Annotated in this window: 16 protein-coding genes; 12 read left to right on the top strand and 4 right to left on the bottom strand. The window is 73.2% G+C overall.

Going from position 1 to position 15,155, the window contains the following annotated elements; all coding sequences use genetic code 11:
* Positions 1-116: 116 nt before the first annotated feature.
* From ACZ45E_RS27845 to ACZ45E_RS27835, 3 genes are read left to right on the top strand one after another with little or no spacing between them, the layout of a single operon-like run.
* Entirely contained in the window at positions 117-1,277 is a 1,161-nt protein-coding gene (locus tag ACZ45E_RS27845; RefSeq protein WP_468225423.1) for a Gfo/Idh/MocA family protein, read from the top strand.
* Positions 1,270-2,199 (top strand): DUF6807 domain-containing protein, encoded by a 930-nt coding sequence (locus ACZ45E_RS27840; protein ID WP_468225420.1) that lies wholly within the window; start codon positions 1,270-1,272, stop codon positions 2,197-2,199. The genes ACZ45E_RS27845 and ACZ45E_RS27840 overlap by 8 nt, the downstream gene beginning before the upstream one ends.
* Positions 2,193-2,921 (top strand): cupin domain-containing protein, encoded by a 729-nt coding sequence (locus tag ACZ45E_RS27835; RefSeq protein ID WP_468225418.1) that lies wholly within the window; start codon positions 2,193-2,195, stop codon positions 2,919-2,921. The genes ACZ45E_RS27840 and ACZ45E_RS27835 overlap by 7 nt, the downstream gene beginning before the upstream one ends.
* 58 nt (positions 2,922-2,979) lie before the next feature.
* On the opposite strand, the gene ACZ45E_RS27830 is transcribed toward ACZ45E_RS27835, so the two are convergent.
* A complete protein-coding gene (locus ACZ45E_RS27830) occupies positions 2,980-3,687 on the bottom strand; it encodes a TVP38/TMEM64 family protein (RefSeq protein WP_468225416.1) in 708 nt (235 codons plus the stop codon).
* A 106-nt stretch (positions 3,688-3,793) separates the two neighbouring features.
* Between ACZ45E_RS27830 and ACZ45E_RS27825 the strand changes: the two genes are divergently transcribed.
* The 4 genes from ACZ45E_RS27825 to ACZ45E_RS27810 all read left to right on the top strand — a co-directional run bounded on the left by ACZ45E_RS27825 (position 3,794) and on the right by ACZ45E_RS27810 (position 7,829).
* Entirely contained in the window at positions 3,794-4,501 is a 708-nt protein-coding gene (locus tag ACZ45E_RS27825; protein ID WP_468225415.1) for a DNA alkylation repair protein, read from the top strand.
* Positions 4,502-4,809: 308 nt separating this feature from the next.
* Positions 4,810-5,991, top strand: a complete 1,182-nt coding sequence (gene tuf / locus ACZ45E_RS27820) for an elongation factor Tu (RefSeq protein ID WP_468225412.1) — start codon at positions 4,810-4,812, stop codon at positions 5,989-5,991.
* A gap of 85 nt (positions 5,992-6,076) precedes the next feature.
* Positions 6,077-6,922: a patatin-like phospholipase family protein gene (locus tag ACZ45E_RS27815; protein WP_468225409.1), complete on the top strand. Its 846-nt coding sequence runs from the start codon at positions 6,077-6,079 to the stop codon at positions 6,920-6,922.
* 49 nt (positions 6,923-6,971) lie between these two features.
* Entirely contained in the window at positions 6,972-7,829 is an 858-nt protein-coding gene (locus tag ACZ45E_RS27810) for a spermidine synthase (protein WP_468225406.1), read from the top strand.
* Here ACZ45E_RS27810 and ACZ45E_RS27805 read toward each other — a convergent pair.
* A complete protein-coding gene (locus tag ACZ45E_RS27805) occupies positions 7,816-9,120 on the bottom strand; it encodes an MFS transporter (RefSeq protein ID WP_468225404.1) in 1,305 nt (434 codons plus the stop codon). The genes ACZ45E_RS27810 and ACZ45E_RS27805 overlap by 14 nt on opposite strands.
* A 90-nt stretch (positions 9,121-9,210) precedes the next feature.
* Positions 9,211-10,272: a DUF8017 domain-containing protein gene (locus tag ACZ45E_RS27800; protein ID WP_468225402.1), complete on the bottom strand. Its 1,062-nt coding sequence runs from the start codon at positions 10,270-10,272 to the stop codon at positions 9,211-9,213.
* Positions 10,273-10,393: 121 nt separating this feature from the next.
* Here ACZ45E_RS27800 and ACZ45E_RS27795 point away from each other — a divergent pair, with 121 nt between their 5' ends.
* The 4 genes from ACZ45E_RS27795 (at position 10,394) to ACZ45E_RS27780 (ending at position 13,698) form a co-directional block, all read left to right on the top strand.
* A complete protein-coding gene (locus ACZ45E_RS27795) occupies positions 10,394-10,846 on the top strand; it encodes a DUF4442 domain-containing protein (RefSeq protein WP_468225399.1) in 453 nt (150 codons plus the stop codon).
* 94 nt (positions 10,847-10,940) lie between these two features.
* Positions 10,941-11,135, top strand: a complete 195-nt coding sequence (locus ACZ45E_RS27790; RefSeq protein ID WP_468225396.1) for an antitoxin — start codon at positions 10,941-10,943, stop codon at positions 11,133-11,135.
* A gap of 203 nt (positions 11,136-11,338) precedes the next feature.
* On the top strand, positions 11,339-12,958 hold the full coding sequence (locus tag ACZ45E_RS27785; protein WP_468225393.1) for a carboxylesterase/lipase family protein: 1,620 nt from the start codon (positions 11,339-11,341) through the stop codon (positions 12,956-12,958).
* A gap of 95 nt (positions 12,959-13,053) precedes the next feature.
* Positions 13,054-13,698, top strand: coding sequence for a DedA family protein (locus tag ACZ45E_RS27780; RefSeq protein ID WP_468225391.1), 645 nt, complete (start codon positions 13,054-13,056; stop codon positions 13,696-13,698).
* A 50-nt stretch (positions 13,699-13,748) separates the two neighbouring features.
* Here ACZ45E_RS27780 and ACZ45E_RS27775 read toward each other — a convergent pair whose 3' ends face one another.
* Positions 13,749-14,285, bottom strand: coding sequence for a gamma carbonic anhydrase family protein (locus tag ACZ45E_RS27775; RefSeq protein WP_468225389.1), 537 nt, complete (start codon positions 14,283-14,285; stop codon positions 13,749-13,751).
* A gap of 123 nt (positions 14,286-14,408) precedes the next feature.
* On the opposite strand from ACZ45E_RS27775, the gene ACZ45E_RS27770 reads away from it, so the two are divergent.
* Complete coding sequence (locus ACZ45E_RS27770; RefSeq protein WP_468225554.1) at positions 14,409-15,143, top strand: acyltransferase; 735 nt, start codon at positions 14,409-14,411, stop codon at positions 15,141-15,143.
* Positions 15,144-15,155 lie beyond the last annotated feature (12 nt).

The following is a 15,155-nucleotide window of genomic DNA, read 5'->3' as shown; positions in this document are numbered from 1 at the left end:
TGTTGACCCCCATCCCTCCGCCCGCTTAGCGTCAACGCGGAGAAAGCGCTTGCTACACGGCGCCGCCCCTCGCGTCAGTCCCGTCACCGCACCCCGATGGAGTGTTGATCGCGTCCATGCGCAGCGCACCCGCACCGACTCGCTCCGGCCCCCGTACCCACCGGCTCAGAGCCGCCGTCGTCGGCACCGGCGGCATCGCCCGCGGCAGCCACCTGCCGGCCCTGAAGGAGCTGGCCGCCGAGGGTGAGCTGGAGGTCGTCGCGGCCGTCGACATCGACGACGACGCCGTACGCCGGTTCTGCGCGGAAGGCGGCGTCCCGCACCCGTACACCGACCTCCGGCGGATGCTCGACGAGCAGCGCCCCGACCTCGTCACCGTCTGCACCCCGCCCACCCTGCACCGCGAACAGACCGTCGCCGCACTGGAGTCCGGCGCCTGGGTGTGGTGCGAGAAGCCGCCGACGCCGTCCCTGGAGGAGTTCGACGCCATCGAGGCGGCCGAGGGGGCGCCGGGCGGGCCGTACGCGGCGATCGTCTTCCAGCACCGGTTCGGATCGGGCGCGCGGCACGTACGCGACCTGCTCGCCAAGGGCGAGATCGGACGGCCGCTCGTCGCCCACTGCCAGACGACCTGGTACCGGGACGCCGCCTACTACGCCGTTCCCTGGCGCGGCCGTTGGGCCACCGAGGGCGGCGGGCCCGCCATGGGGCACGGCATCCACCAGATGGACCTGCTGCTCGACATCCTCGGCCCGTGGTCCGAGGTGCGGGCCATGGCCGGCCGGCTCGTGCACGACGTCGAGACCGAGGACGTGTCGACCGCCCTGGTGCGCTTCGAGAGCGGCGCCCTGGCCACCGTCGTCAACAGCGTCCTCAGCCCCGACGAGGTCAGCCGCATCCGCATCGACTGCGAGCGTGCCACCCTCGAACTCACCCACCTGTACGGGTACGGCAACGCCGACTGGACCGTCACCCCCGCACGCGACGTGCCCGGCGAACTGGCCGCCTCCTGGCGGGACTTCGGCGCCGACGTGCCGAGCTCCCACGTCGCCCAGCTGCGCGAACTCGTCGCCTCCCTGCGCGCGGGCGAGCGGCCGCGCGGCAGCGGGCCCGACGGGCGCACCAGCCTGGAGCTGATCTCCGCGCTCTACAAGTCCGCGTTCACCGACGTCACCGTCCGCGCGGGTGAGATCGGCCCCGGCGACCCGTACTACACAGCCCTGCACGGCGGCGCGCACGGCTGGGCGCCCCTCCCGGAGGCCGGTACTCATGAGTGAGACCCTGCGCGTCGTCCACGCCCACGGCGACCGGATCACCGTCACCGAACCCACCACCGGCGTCGACCTGTTCGCGTACGTCTACCGTCCCGAGGCGGCCTGGGAGGCACCCAAGCCCTACCTCCACCCCATCAGGACACTCAGCGGTGACATCGTCACCGACTACCGGCCCAACGACCACCGCTGGCACAAGGGCCTCCAGATGACCGCCTCCCACCTCTCGGGCCAGAACCTGTGGGGCGGCAACTCCTATGTCCCCGGCGAGGGTTACCTGGCGCTGCCCGAGCGGGTCGGCTCCATGGCCCACGCCGGCTTCGACGAGGTCCGCGCGGACGCGAGCGGCCTTGCCATCGCCGAGCGGCTGACCTGGCACCCGTACGACGGTGCGCTGTGGGCGGAGGAGGAGCGCCGCATCGAGGTGCGGGACGTCGATCCGGCCGCCGGGGCCTGGGCGCTGATCTGGACCAGCGCCGTCACCAACCGTCGCGCCGAACCTCTCCGGTTCGGCAGCCCCACCACCCACGGCCGCGAACTCGCGGGCTACACCGGCCTGTTCTGGCGCGGCCCGCGCGCCTTCCGCGGCGGCCGCATCCGGACGGCCGACGCCGAGGGGCCCGCGGTCATGGGGACACAGGCGCCCTGGCTGGCGTACAGCGCGGAGCACGACGGGTCCGACGGACACGCGACCCTGATCTTCGAACACGCCCCGGACAACGACCACCTGGGGGAGCGGGGCGCCCATCCGGCGCACTGGTTCGTCCGCGCCGAACCGTTCGCCGCGGTGGCGCCCTCCTTCGCCTTCCACGACGAACTGGTCCTGGAACCCGGCGCCGCCCTCACCCGCCGCTACCGCGTCGTCGTCGCCGACGGCGCCTGGGAGCGCGACGAGATCTCCGCGTACCTCGCGGAGCACCCGTGGTGAGCCTCTCGGACGCGTCCCCGGCCTTCTCGGGGCTGCCGGGCGGCATCGCCGTCTCGCAGCTGTCCGTCTACGACTGGCCCGCCGCCGACGGGCTGCGCGGCGGTACTCCGCACCTGCATCTGGCGTGCAGCGAGGGGTACGTCGTCACGGCGGGCGCCGGCGCCGTCCAGACGCTCACCGCCGCGGGCTTCGCGCGGACGCCGCTGACGGCGGGCACCGTCGCCTGGTTCACGCCGGGCACCGTCCACCGGCTCGTCAACGAGGACGGCGCCCTGCGCATCGTCGTCCTGATGCAGAACAGCGGGCTGCCCGAGGCGGGCGACGCCGTGCTCACGCTGCCGCCCGCGTACCTGACCGACCCCGACACGTACGCCGCCGCCACCGCCGTCCCCGCCGACGCCCCCGAGGCCGAGCAGGAGCGGATCGCGAGGGCCCGGCGCGACCTTGCGATCGAGGGGTACCTGCGGCTGCGCGAGAGACCGGCGCAGCTCCCCGCCTTCCACGCGGCGGCGGCCGCGCTCGTCCGGCACCGGCTCGGCGCATGGCGGGCCAGGTGGGAGACCGGGGCGGACGCCGCTGCCGCCGCGACCGGGCGCCAGCTCGACCGGCTCGCCGACGGGGACGCCGGGCATCTCACGGACGCCGTGGTGCGCTCCGAAACGCCCGCCGCACGCGGGAGATTCGGGGTGTGCGGCCGCCTGGACGTGTACCGGACGGACTGAACCGGCGGGGCGCGCCCCGGCCCTGCCTCCCGGCGCCTGCCTTCCCGCGCCCGCTTCTCTACACCTTGTCGCGCAGCTTGTGGCGCTTCAGCCAGGCCACCAGCGCGCCTGCCACACCCGTGATCGCGATGAAGCCCATCGCGACCAGGAACACCGGGGACGTGGGCGTCGAGGCGCGGGCGCCCGCCACCACGTAGGCCGCCGTGTTCGGGATCGAGCCGAGCGCGGTGGCCAGCAGGAACGAGGTCCAGCTCATCCGGGAGATCGACGCGCAGTAGTTGGCCGCCCAGAACGGGACACCGGGGAAGACGCGGGCCGCCAGCATCGAGCGGAAACCGTGTCTGCTCAACTGGCCGTCCGCCGCCTTGAGCCAGCGGCCGCGCAGCAGCGGGCGCAGCGCGTCCTGGCCGAGCATCCGGCCGAGACCGAAGGCGAGACCCGCGCCGAGGACCGTCCCGCCGATCGCTCCGAGCAGGCCGAGCTGCGAGCCGAAGAGGGCGCCCGCCGCCAGGTTGAGCAGGGGGCGCGGGACGAAGGCGACCGTGCACACGCCGTACGCCACGGCGAACAGCACCACCGCGGCCGCGCCACCCACCTCGGCGGGCCACCCGTCGGACAGCAACCGCTGCGGCTCGAAGAGCAGGACGCAGGTCGCGCCCGCGGCCAGCAGCAGCACGAGGAGCGACAGTCTCGACCAGGGCGAGAGCAGCGCTCTGGTGCAGCGCGCTGCCAGGCCGGAGGGACGGGCGGCGACGGGTTCGAACATCCGGGGAGACTAACCGACACATACATAAGATCGCCGTAGGTTGTGTCTCACTTTTCCGGAGGTTCTCCCGCATTTCCCCGCGCCGTTCCGCTTCGAGGGAGGTCTCGTGCCCGTCATCACACCGCCGCCCAGCGCGTACGCCGACACCGTGCTCGCCCGGCTCCCCGTCGTCCACGGCGCCGCGGCCGATCCGGAGCGGGCCGCGGCCATGCGCGCGTACATGAAGGGCATCGCTCCCTTCCTCGGGATCGCCTCGCCCGTGCGCAAGGAGTTGTCCCGGGCGGTGCTCGACGGGCTGCCCCGGCCGGACGAGAGAGACCTCACCGCCGTGGCGCTGCGCTGCTGGACGCTGCCCGAGCGCGAGTACGCGTACTTCGCGAGCGATCTGCTGCGCCGGCACGTACGCCGCCTGTCGTCCGGCTTCCTGCCCGTCGCCCGGCAGTTGGTCACCACCGTGCCCTGGTGGGACACGGTGGACGCGCTCGCCGCGCACGTGGTGGGCGGCCTCGTGGCCGCCGACCCCGCGCTGACCTCCGCCATGGACGCGTGGATCGAGGACCAGGACCTGTGGGTCGCGAGGACCGCACTGCTGCACCAGCTCCGCTACCGCCGATCCACGGACCAGGAACGGCTGTTCGCGTACTGCCTCCGCCAGGCCGGGCACCCCGACTTCTTCATCCGCAAGGCCATCGGCTGGAGTCTGCGCGAATACGCCAAGACCGACCCCGACGCCGTACGCGCCTTCGTCGCAGCGCACCACGGCGTACTCGCCCCGCTGTCCGTGCGGGAGGCACTGAGGAACGCAGGGCCCTGACGGTCGGGCCCGCCACGCCTGCGAGCGGCGAAAACCATTCGACGCCGGACGTCCCGTCGGCGATGCTCTGCACATGTTCCGGCACGCCTTCCTCGCAGCAGCGCCCGCAGTCGCGGGCGCCGCTCAGGCTGCCGCCTTCCTCGCAGCTCCTTCCGCAGCGGCCGTCGACGGCGCGCGAAGCTGACCCTCTCCGGACATTCCGGCGGACCCCGCAGGGGGAGGGTCGGTAGGGCCCAGGGGTCCCCGCCTCCCGCAGGAGGCCATTGCGTATCTGAATGACTCAGATGTTCCGGAAGGACCACCCAGCCATGCCCAAGACGGCTTACGTGCGCACCAAGCCGCACCTGAACATCGGCACCATGGGCCACGTCGACCACGGCAAGACCACCCTGACCGCCGCCATCACCAAGGTCCTCGCCGCCCGCGGCGCGAGCACCTTCGTGCCGTTCGACCGGATCGACAAGGCGCCCGAGGAGGCGCTGCGCGGCATCACCATCAACATCACGCACGTCGAGTACGAGACCGACACCCGGCACTACGCGCACGTGGACATGCCCGGCCACGCCGACTACATCAAGAACATGGTCACCGGCGCCGCCCAGCTCGACGGTGCGATCCTCGTCGTCTCCGCGCTCGACGGGATCATGCCGCAGACCGCCGAACACGTGCTGCTCGCCCGGCAGGTGGGCGTCGACCACATCGTCGTGGCTGTCAACAAGGCGGACGCCGGTGACGAGGAGCTCACCGACCTCGTCGAGCTGGAGGTGCGCGAGCTGCTGTCCGCGCACGGCTACGGCGGCGACACCGTGCCCGTCGTCCGCGTCTCCGGACTCAGGGCCCTGGAGGGGGACCCGCGTTGGGAGGCGTCGATCGAGGCGCTGCTCGACGCCGTGGACACGTACGTGCCGATGCCGGAGCGGTACGTGGACGCGCCGTTCCTGATGCCGGTCGAGAACGTCATGACCATCAGCGGGCGCGGCACCGTCGTCACCGGCGCCGTGGAGCGCGGCCGTGTCCGCATGGGCGACCGCGTACGCGTGTACGGGGCCGAGACCCTCAAGGAGGGGGAGACCGTGGTCACCGGGATCGAGACCTTCGGCAAGCCGATGGACGAGGCCCAGGCCGGGGACAACGTGGCGCTGCTGCTGCGCGGGGTGGCGCGGGACGCGGTGCGGCGCGGCCACGTCGTCGCGCGGCCCGACAGCGTACGGCCCGCCCGGCGCTTCACCGCCCAGGTGTACGTCCTGTCGGCGGCGGAGGGCGGCCGCAGCACGCCTGTCGCCACCGGGTACCGGCCGCAGTTCTACCTGCGTACGGCGGATGTCGTCGGGGACGTCGACCTCGGCGCGGCGGCCGTCGCGCGGCCCGGGTCCACCGTCACGATGACGGTCGAACTCGGCCGTGACGTACCGCTGGAGGCCGGGCTCGGCTTCGCGATCCGCGAGGGCGGCCGGACCGTCGGCGCCGGTACGATGACGGTCGTCGAGTGAGGTGAGCCCGTCGTGTGGCCGGGGCCCGCGGACCCCGGCCACACTGACCGAGGACAGGAAGACGACGCGTCGGACGGAGGTCACGGTGGCGGGCAGGGCTCTCGTACTCGGCGGTGGCGGGCTCGCCGGCATCGGCTGGACCTCCGGCATCCTGTACGGCCTCGCGGAGGCGGGCGTCAACCTGTGGGACGCGGACACCGTGATCGGCACGTCGGCGGGCGCGGTCGTGGGCGCCCAGCTCACCTCGGGGAAGCTCACCCCTGCGACGCTGTACGAACGGCAACTCGCCGCGCCGGTAGGGGAGGTGGCCGGAACGCTCGGTGCGGGCACCCTCTTCCGCTACGCGCGCCACGCGCTCACCTCCCGCACCGTCGAGGCGTACGGACGCAGGCTCGGGCGGCTGGCCCTGGCCGCCTCCACCCCCGACGAGGCGGCGCGGCGGGCCGTGATCGCGGACCGGCTCCTCTCGCACGACTGGCCGGACCGCCGCCTCCTGATCACCGCGGTACAGGCGCGCACCGGGGAGTTCCGGGTCTTCGAAGGGGACCGCGGCGTCGGGATCGTCGACGCCGTCGCCGCGAGCTGCGCCGTCCCCGGCGTCTGGCCGCCGGTCACCATCGACGGGGCCCGCTGGATCGACGGCGGGATGCGTTCCCCGGCCAACGCCCAGCTCGCCGCCGGCCACGACCGGGTCGTCGTCGTCGCCCCCGTCGCGGCGGGCGGCGGTGTCCTGCACGCGGCCCGCACCCAGGCCGCCCGGCTCGCCGCGGACGGCGCCCGGGTCACCCTTCTCACCCCGGACCGCGCCGCCCGCCACGCCTTCGGCGGCAACAGCCTCGACCCCGCGTGCCGGGCGCCCGCGGCCCGGGCGGGCCGTGAGCAGGCCGCGGCGCACGTCGAGGAGGCGCTGCGGACGTGGGCGGACGGCTGACACGCGCCGCCACCGGGGTCCGGCCCGTCGCCCCCGGCACAATGGGCACGTGAACGCACCCGATCCCGAGCCGATACCCGTCGTCCGCACCGTCGACCACGGCACCGCCAGACTCCTGCCCGACGTGGACCGGCGGCGCGCCTGGCTGCTCACCGTGGACGGGGCGCCCCAGTCCTACGTCGACCTCGACGACCCCGCGCACCTGGAGTTCGAGTACGCGCGCCGCCTCGGGCACGTGCTCGACTGCGCGGCGCCGGAGGGACGGCCGCTCGACGTACTGCACCTGGGCGGCGGCGCGCTGACGCTGCCCCGGTACGTCGCCGCGACGCGGCCCGGCTCCCGGCAGCACGTCGTCGACGCGGACCGGGCGCTGACCGCCCTGGTCGCCGAGCATCTGCCGCTGCCGCCCGGCACGGACATCACCGTGCACGGCGCCGACGCCCGGCAGTGGCTGGAGGACGCGCCGGACCGTTCCGCGGACGTCCTCGTGGCCGATGTGTTCGGCGGGTCGCGGGTGCCCGCGCATCTGACGACGGAGTCCTACGCGCGCGAGGCGGGCCGGGTGCTGCGCGCGGGCGGCTGCTACGCGGCGAACCTCGCGGACGGGGCGCCGTTCGCCTTTCTGCGCTCGCAACTGGCCACGTTCTCCCGTGTCTTCGCGCAGGTCGTCCTCATCGCGGAGCCCGGGGTGCTGCGCGGCCGGCGGTTCGGCAACGCCGTGCTGCTCGCATCGCAGAGCGAACTCGACGTGGCGGAGCTGGCCCGCCGCACCGCCCGCGACACGTTTCCCGCGCGGGTCGAGCACGGGGACGGGCTGCGCCGCTTCGTGGGCGGCGCGCGGGCCGTCGCGGACGCGGACGCGGTGCCCTCCCCCGAGCCGCCCGGCGGCTCCTTCAGCGTGGGGTGAGGTCCGCTTCCCGCGCGGCGGACCCGGCCGACGCCGCGACCCCGGCCGAGTGCGGCCGGCGGCGCAGATTGCGGACGTCCGGCACGCACAGGACCGCCGAGGTGGCGAGGACGACCAGGGCCGCGCAGCCCCACAGCGACTCCGTCCGGCCGAACACCGACTCGGCCGGACCGGCGAGCGCCGTCGCCAGCGGCACCATCGCCACCGAGCCGAACCAGTCGTAGGCCGAGACCCGGGAGAGCTTCTCCTCCGGGATCTCCTGGTGCAGGGCGGTGATCCAGGAGACGCCGAATATCTCGATCGTGACGCCGCTGACGAACATGACCGCGATGAGGGCGCCCAGGGGCACGGGGACCGCCAGCGCGGCAGACGGCAGGGCGAGCGAGAACACCGACAGCGTCGCCGCGAACAGCAGCCGCTGCGGTTTCCAGCGCATCATCAGCAGGCCGCCGAGGATCGTGCCGACCCCGAACGCGCCCAGCGCGATGCCCCACGGCCCGGCCCCGCCCAGCTCGTCGCGGGCCACCAGCGGCCCGAACACCGACTCGGCCGCGCCCACCACGGCGACGACCACCGAGAACTGGGCGACGATCGTCCACAGCCAGGGCCGCCCGACGAATTCCCGCCAGCCGTCCCGCATGTCCGCGAGCAGCCCGCTGCCCGGCACCCGGGGTGCGATATGACTCACGTCGAGGAACATGCGGAGCGCGCCGGCCACCGCGAACGCGGCCGCGTCGACCGCCAGCACCCAGCCGGGTCCGAGCGCGGCGACCATCAGCCCGCCGAGCGCGGCCCCGCCCACCGCGGCGCCGGACATGCCCATCCGGAACATCGCGAACGCGCGGCTCGCCTGCTCCCCGGAGACCGACGCCATCAGCATGCCCTCGGCCGCCGGATTGAAGAACGCCTGGCCGGTGCCGCCGAGCGCGCTGAGCGCCATCATCTGCCAGAGCTTCGGGTCGCCCTGGAGGACGAGCAGGGCGAAGGCGCCCTGGGAGAGGAAGTTGAGGGCGTTGGCCGCGACCATCACATGGTGGCGCGGCAGCCGGTCGGCGACCGCGCCGCCGACCAGCAGGAAGATCACCAGGAACAGCGTGCGCGCCGCGGCCACAAGCCCCACGTCGCCGCCGTCGCCGCCCGTGTCGAGCACGGCGAAGGCGGACGCGATGAGCGCACCGTGCGCGCCGAGCGTCGTGACGAACGCGGCGACGGCCAGCAGCGTGTAGTTCCGCCCGGCCCACGCGGGGCGGCGGCTCGGGCGGGGTGGCGGGGAGGCGGCGGCTGAGGTCACTGAGGGACTATCGCCGCCGCGCGCCCATTTGCCAAACCGTTTCCTTACGGGGCGGACCTGGCCGGACCCGACCTGACCGGGCCCGTCAGGTCAGGAAGCGGTCGGGTCCTTGTAGTAGCGGACCGAGCCGAGGATCTTGTCGATCGTCGCGTCGTCCAGCTCGCCCTTGACGCCCTTCGCCGCCCAGAGATCCCAGGACACGTAGTCCCCGGCCTCGTTCTGGAAGGCGAAGACGACCGCCTTGCCCTCGCTGGCGCACTTGCCCTTCTGCGGCGTGTTCTCGGAGGTCGCCTTGATGAGGCTGCCCGAGACGCCCTGGCCGTTGGTGAACTCCTCGGCCTTGCCGGTCTTCACCGACTTGATGTCCGGCTCGGTGTACCCGCCGTAGATCCACCACGGCACGCGGTTCTCGGCGGCCTGCGCGGCGGTCTTGGCGCCGTCCTCGCCCCGGGTCCCGGCGCCGGCGAGCGAGGTGTCCTCCTTGCGCCCGTCCTTGTCGGAGTCGTCGGAGCACCACTTGGACTTGAACTCGGCAGGAGCGGACACGGTGGTCATACCGTGCTCCTTCTTGCCCTTCTTGTTCTTGAAGTCGTACTCGAACCCGATGATCTGGTCCGAGCCGCCGGAGCTGACCTCCCAGCCCGGCGGGACGTCGAACACCGTCTTGTGCTTGGTGTTCACCACCGGCTGCCACCCCGCGACGACCGGCTTGACGGCGTTGTCGCCGCCGCGCGGGTTGTCGTCGCCCGACGGGGTCGGGCTCGGCCGGGGGCTCGCGGACTGCGAGGCGCCGGGCTTCGTGTCGTCCTTGCCCTTCGCGTCGTCGTCCTTGTCGCCGCCGAGCACCAGGAATCCGGTGACTCCGGCCGCGATCACGACGGCGGCCGCGGCGACGATCGCGACGATCTTCGTCTTGTTGCCACCGCCGCCCCCGTGCGGCGGCTGCGGGCCGAGTGGTGTCGTCGGCGCGTTCCAGCCAGGCTGCTGCTGGTACGGGTTCGGCTGCTGGTAGCCCTGCTGCTGATAGGGGTTCGGCTGCTGGTACCCCGGCTGCTGGTACGGGTTGGGTGTCGGCGGGTCGGTGGGGTAGTTCGCGTTCTGCGCGTCCTGCGGGTTCTGCTCGCCCCCGGGCGGCTGCTGTCCTGGCCACATGGCCGTAAACGATAGAGGGTCACGGGGCCGCCGAGGCCCCTGCCCTGTACCGGACGTGCAACGGTTCCGTTCCGCAAGGCCGAGGATGGCCAACTTTGCTACCCATGGGTAACATGCGGTCATGAGCGCAGACCAGATGTCGATCGGCGAGATGCTCGCCGCCACGGTGCCGATGGCCCGCACCCTGAACCTCGCCTTCGTCGAGACCACCCCCGAGCGGGCGGTCGTCGCCCTGCCGGACCAGGCGGACTACCACAATCACGTCGGCGGCCCGCACGCCGGCGCGATGTTCACGCTGGCCGAGTCCGCGAGCGGCGCCATCGTGCTGGCCGCCTTCGGGGACCAGCTCTCGCGGGCCGTGCCGCTGGCCGTCAGCGCCGAGATCGCGTACAAGAAGCTGGCCATGGGCCGGGTCACCGCCACGGCGACGCTCGGCCGCCCGGCCGCCGACGTGGTGGCCGAGCTGGACGCGGGGGAGCGCCCCGAGTTCCCGGTGGCCGTCGCGATCCAGCGGGAGGACGGCGCGGTCACGGGCGAGATGACCGTGGTGTGGACCCTGCGCCCCAACGGCTGACGGACGGCCCGCGGTCGCCCGCGCCTCCTGCGGATGCGGGGCTCGTCATGAGCACCCATGCTGGAGACAACGGCTCGAACCGAGGAGGCCGACCATGTCCGTGATGGACAAGCTCAAACAGATGTTGAAGGGCCACGAGGACCAGGCCGGTCAGGGTGTCGACAAGGCCGGTGACTTCGTGGACGGCAGGACCGACAGCAAATACAGCGGTCAGGTCGACACGGCCCAGCAGAAGCTGAAGGATCAGTTCGGTGGGAGCGGCGGCCAGGAGCCTCCGGCCCAGAAGTGACCACCGGCCCGCCTCCGCGGGCACTGATCTGCGCGTCAAGCCAAGCCCCGTCGCACGAGCGGCGGGGCTTCCGGCGTTCCGCTGCCCTCCTCTGCGCGTGATCCTTCCGCGCATCTCATTGACACGAGTCACCGGCGGTCATAGCTTTCCGGGCGGTTCCGCATCCGCACGCGAGGACGCGTACGTGAGAAGGAGTGACTGCGATGAGCGACCGCACATCCAGGAGACCGGCCGCGCGGCGGACCGGAGGCGCCGTCGCCGCCCTGCTGACGGCCCTGATCGTCGCCCTGTTGCCCGCGGCGCCCTCCCAGGCGGCCGACGACGGCACCAAGGTCCTCACCAGCTCGGGGTGGGTGCGCGGTCGGCACACCGATGAGGGGCGGCAGTTCCTCGGCATCCCGTACGCCGAGCCGCCCGTCGGCCCGCTGCGCTGGCGCGAACCGCGGCCGGCGAAGCCCTGGCAAGGCGTCCGAGCCGCGACGCGCTTCGGCAACCGGTGCGTCCAGAGCGCGAGTTGGGACCCCGGATACGAGGACCCGACGTACACCGAGGACTGTCTGCATCTCAACGTGTACGCGCCCGAGGGTGCCGCGGGGCGGCCCGTGATGGTGTGGCTGCACGGCGGCGGGCTCACCGCGGGCGCGGGCGCCGACATCGTCCCGGACACCTTCGCGCGGACCACCGGCACCGTGGTCGTCACCGTCAACTACCGCCTCGGCGCCATGGGGTTCCTCGCCGCGGCCGCTCTCGGCCGCCAGGCCGCCGACGGGGTCTCGGGCAACTTCGGCATGCAGGACCAGCAGTTGGCGCTGCGCTGGGTGCGCGCCGACATCGGGCGGTTCGGCGGCGACCCCGGCCGGGTCACCCTCGCTGGCGAGTCCGCGGGCGGCCGCTCCGTCTGCACGCAGCTCGCCGCACCGACGGGGCGTGGCCTGTTCCGCGCCGGGATCATCGAGTCCGGGGCGTACGGGGACTGCGCGGCCCGCGCCCACGAGGACGCCGTCGGTTCCGGCGCCGCGTTCGCCGCCCGGCTCGGGTGCGCGGCCGGGCCCGTGGCGGACTGCCTGCGGGGCAGGTCGGCCCGGGAGATCCTGGAGGCGCAGGGCGGCTTCGACTGGGGGCCCGTCGTCGGCGGCGCCTTCCTGCCCGAGCAGCCGGCCGCCGCGATCGCCGCGGGGCGCTCCGCGCGCGTGCCCGTGCTCAACGGGGCCAACCGGGACGAGGGGCGGCTGTTCGCGTACGGCGCGTACGACGGACAGGGCACGCCGCTCACGGCCGAGGCGTACCCGAGGGCTCTGACCGACGCGTTCGGCCCGGACACCGGGGCGCGGGCGCGGGCGGCGTACCCCCTGGCCGAGCACGCCTCGCCGACCTACGCCTATGCCGCCGCGGCCGGTGACCAGCTGATGGCCTGCCCGGCGCTGCGCCTGGACCGGCGGCTCGCCCGCGCCGGTCTGCCCGTCTACGCCTACGAGTTCGCCGACCGCACGTCGCCGCCGTTCGCGTCGATCAGGGAAGCGGGCCGGACGTTCGACTTCGGGGCCACCCACGTGAACGAGGTGCAGTACCTCTTCAAGCACTTCGGTCTCGTCACGCCGCTCGACGCGCAGCAGCGGGCTCTGGCGCGGCGGATGGTCCAGTACTGGGGTTCGTTCGTGCGGGGTTCGGTGCCGCGTGCTGAGGGGGCGCCCGCGATGCCGGACCAGCGGGTCGCGGCCGGCCGGACGCTGTCGCTGCGGACCGCCGCCGTGGGCGGGATCACGCTCTCCTCGACGATTCACCGGGAACACCGATGCACCTTGTGGGACTCGGCGGCGTCTTGACCGGTAGGTGCGCCAGGTAGGCTGCCCGGCGTGCGCGACCGGCGGGGGAGTGCACGGCGGGCACACGGAATTTTTGGGTACGGGAGGCGACGGCGTTGCACGTCCAGGAGTGGCTCGACACGATTCCGGCGGTCGCCATCTACGCCTTGGTGGCCGGGGTCATCGGCCTCGAGAGCCTGGGCATTCCGCTGCCCGGGGAGATCGTGCTCGTCTCGGCCGCGCTGCTGTCCTCGCAGCACGGTGACGTCAACCCGGTCGTCCTCGGGGTCTGCGCCACAGCGGGCGCCGTCATCGGCGACTCCATCGGGTACGCGATCGGGCGCAAGGGCGGGCGGCCGCTCCTCGCCAAGCTGGGTGCCAGATTCCCCAAGCACTTCGGGCCCGCCCACATCGCCACGGCGGAGCGGTCCTTCGACAAGTGGGGCATGTGGGCCGTCTTCATCGGGCGGTTCATCGCCCTGCTGCGGATCTTCGCCGGGCCGCTCGCGGGCGTGCTGCACATGCCGTACTGGCGGTTCCTCACCGCGAACCTGCTCGGGGGCGTGGTGTGGGCCGGCGGGACGACCGCCGTCATCTACTACCTCGGGATCGTCGCCGAGGACTGGCTGAAGCGGTTCTCGTACGTGGGGCTCGGACTGGCCGTGCTGTTCGGGCTCGGCTCGATGCTGTTCATGAAGCGGCGCGCGGCGAAGGTCGCCGCCGAGGCCGAGGCCGAGCCGGAGACCGTCGGGGCGGAGTAGATTCCGCGGGCCCGTGTCGTCGGCCCGCCCCCGGCCCGGTCCGGCCAGGCTTACGCGTGGGCCGCTTTGTGGGCCTTGGCCAGGTCGACGTAGAGGGTGCCGTTGAGGGTGATGCCCTCGCGCTCCTCCTGGGTCAGTTCGCGCTTGACCTTGGCGGGGACCCCCGCCACCAGCGAGCCCGGCGGGACGACCATGCCCTGGGGGACGAGGGCCTGGGCCGCGACCAGGGAACCCGCGCCCACCACCGCGCCGTTGAGGACCGTCGCGCCCATGCCGATGAGGCAGTCGTCCTCCACGGTGCAGCCGTGCAGCACCGCGTTGTGGCCGACCGAGACGCGCTCGCCGACCGTCACCGGGAAACCGGGGTCGACGTGGACCGTGCAGTTGTCCTGGATGTTGCTGTCGGCGCCGAGCTCGATCGGCCCGCAGTCGGCCCGCAGTACGGCCCCGTACCAGACGCTCGCGCCCGCGTGCAGCGTCGCCTCACCGATCACCACGGACGTCGGCGCGGTGAACGCCTCCGGATCCACCTGCGGGTCCTTGCCGCCGATCCCCATGACGAGTGCCTCGTGGCCAGTGCTTCCCATCGGGTGCCGCTCCCTACGTGTCGTGCCTGCGTCGCGCCTGAGCGAACCGTACCTGTGGGGTGAAGATCACAGCTCGTCGAGGTGGGGGCGGACGGTACGGATGAGTAACGTGGCGCCGTGCCGATGAAGGGGAACGTGTTCTCGCCCGATGGACGGTCCGCCAAGGGCCGGCTCACCCATCGCGTCGTGCAGGCGGCCTGGCGCTGGGCGCAGCGCGCGGGAGCGGTCACCGCCGAGCAGCCGGGCGGACACCGGTTCGCTGCGATCGGGCCCGGCACGAAGCTCGCGTTCCCGCAGGGGACGGTCTTCGGGGAGCCCTGGATCCGCCTCGGCGAGCACTGCATCATCGGTGAACAGGTCACCCTGACCGCCGGGATGATGCCGGACCTCGATCTGGGGCCCGAGCCGATACTGACCCTCGGCGACGGAGTCGTCATCGGACGCGGCAGCCATGTCATCGCCGACACGACCGTCACGGTGGGGCGCGACGTGTACATGGGGCCCTACGTCTACATCACCTCCACCAACCACTCCTACGACGACCCGCACGAGCCCATCGGCAAGCAGTGGCCCCGGATGGAGCCGGTCGAGATCGGTCCCGGCTGCTGGATCGGTACCGGCGCCGTGATCCTGCCGGGCGCCAGGATCGGCCGGAACGTGGTGGTCGCGGCGGGCGCCGTGGTGCGCGGCGAGGTACCGGACCACGCGGTCGTGGCCGGTGCGCCGGCCCGGGTCGTACGGAGCTGGGACGCGGACACGGGCTGGCAGCCGCCCCTGCGCACCCCCGCCCCGCGGCCGATCCCCGCCGGGGTGACGCCCGAGCAACTGGTGGCGCTGGGAGAGCTCGAAGAGACGTAGGGCTGCGTTCCG

Source organism: Streptomyces sp. NPDC030991 (assembly GCF_055571235.1).
This window is presented reverse-complemented; position numbering and strand designations above follow the sequence as displayed.

What these genes read in the sequence shown, in the direction of transcription:
- ACZ45E_RS27795 (WP_468225399.1), top strand. Translation starts at nt 10,394, where the DNA reads ATGAGCGCAGACCAGATGTCGATCGGCGAGATGCTCGCCGCCACGGTG.
- ACZ45E_RS27770 (WP_468225554.1), top strand. Translation starts at nt 14,409, where the DNA reads ATGAAGGGGAACGTGTTCTCGCCCGATGGACGGTCCGCCAAGGGCCGG.
- tuf (WP_468225412.1), top strand. Translation starts at nt 4,810, where the DNA reads ATGCCCAAGACGGCTTACGTGCGCACCAAGCCGCACCTGAACATCGGC.
- ACZ45E_RS27790 (WP_468225396.1), top strand. Translation starts at nt 10,941, where the DNA reads ATGTCCGTGATGGACAAGCTCAAACAGATGTTGAAGGGCCACGAGGAC.
- ACZ45E_RS27775 (WP_468225389.1), bottom strand. Translation starts at nt 14,285, where the DNA reads ATGGGAAGCACTGGCCACGAGGCACTCGTCATGGGGATCGGCGGCAAG.
- ACZ45E_RS27800 (WP_468225402.1), bottom strand. Translation starts at nt 10,272, where the DNA reads ATGTGGCCAGGACAGCAGCCGCCCGGGGGCGAGCAGAACCCGCAGGAC.
- ACZ45E_RS27830 (WP_468225416.1), bottom strand. Translation starts at nt 3,687, where the DNA reads ATGTTCGAACCCGTCGCCGCCCGTCCCTCCGGCCTGGCAGCGCGCTGC.
- ACZ45E_RS27845 (WP_468225423.1), top strand. Translation starts at nt 117, where the DNA reads ATGCGCAGCGCACCCGCACCGACTCGCTCCGGCCCCCGTACCCACCGG.
- ACZ45E_RS27840 (WP_468225420.1), top strand. Translation starts at nt 1,270, where the DNA reads ATGAGTGAGACCCTGCGCGTCGTCCACGCCCACGGCGACCGGATCACC.
- ACZ45E_RS27785 (WP_468225393.1), top strand. Translation starts at nt 11,339, where the DNA reads ATGAGCGACCGCACATCCAGGAGACCGGCCGCGCGGCGGACCGGAGGC.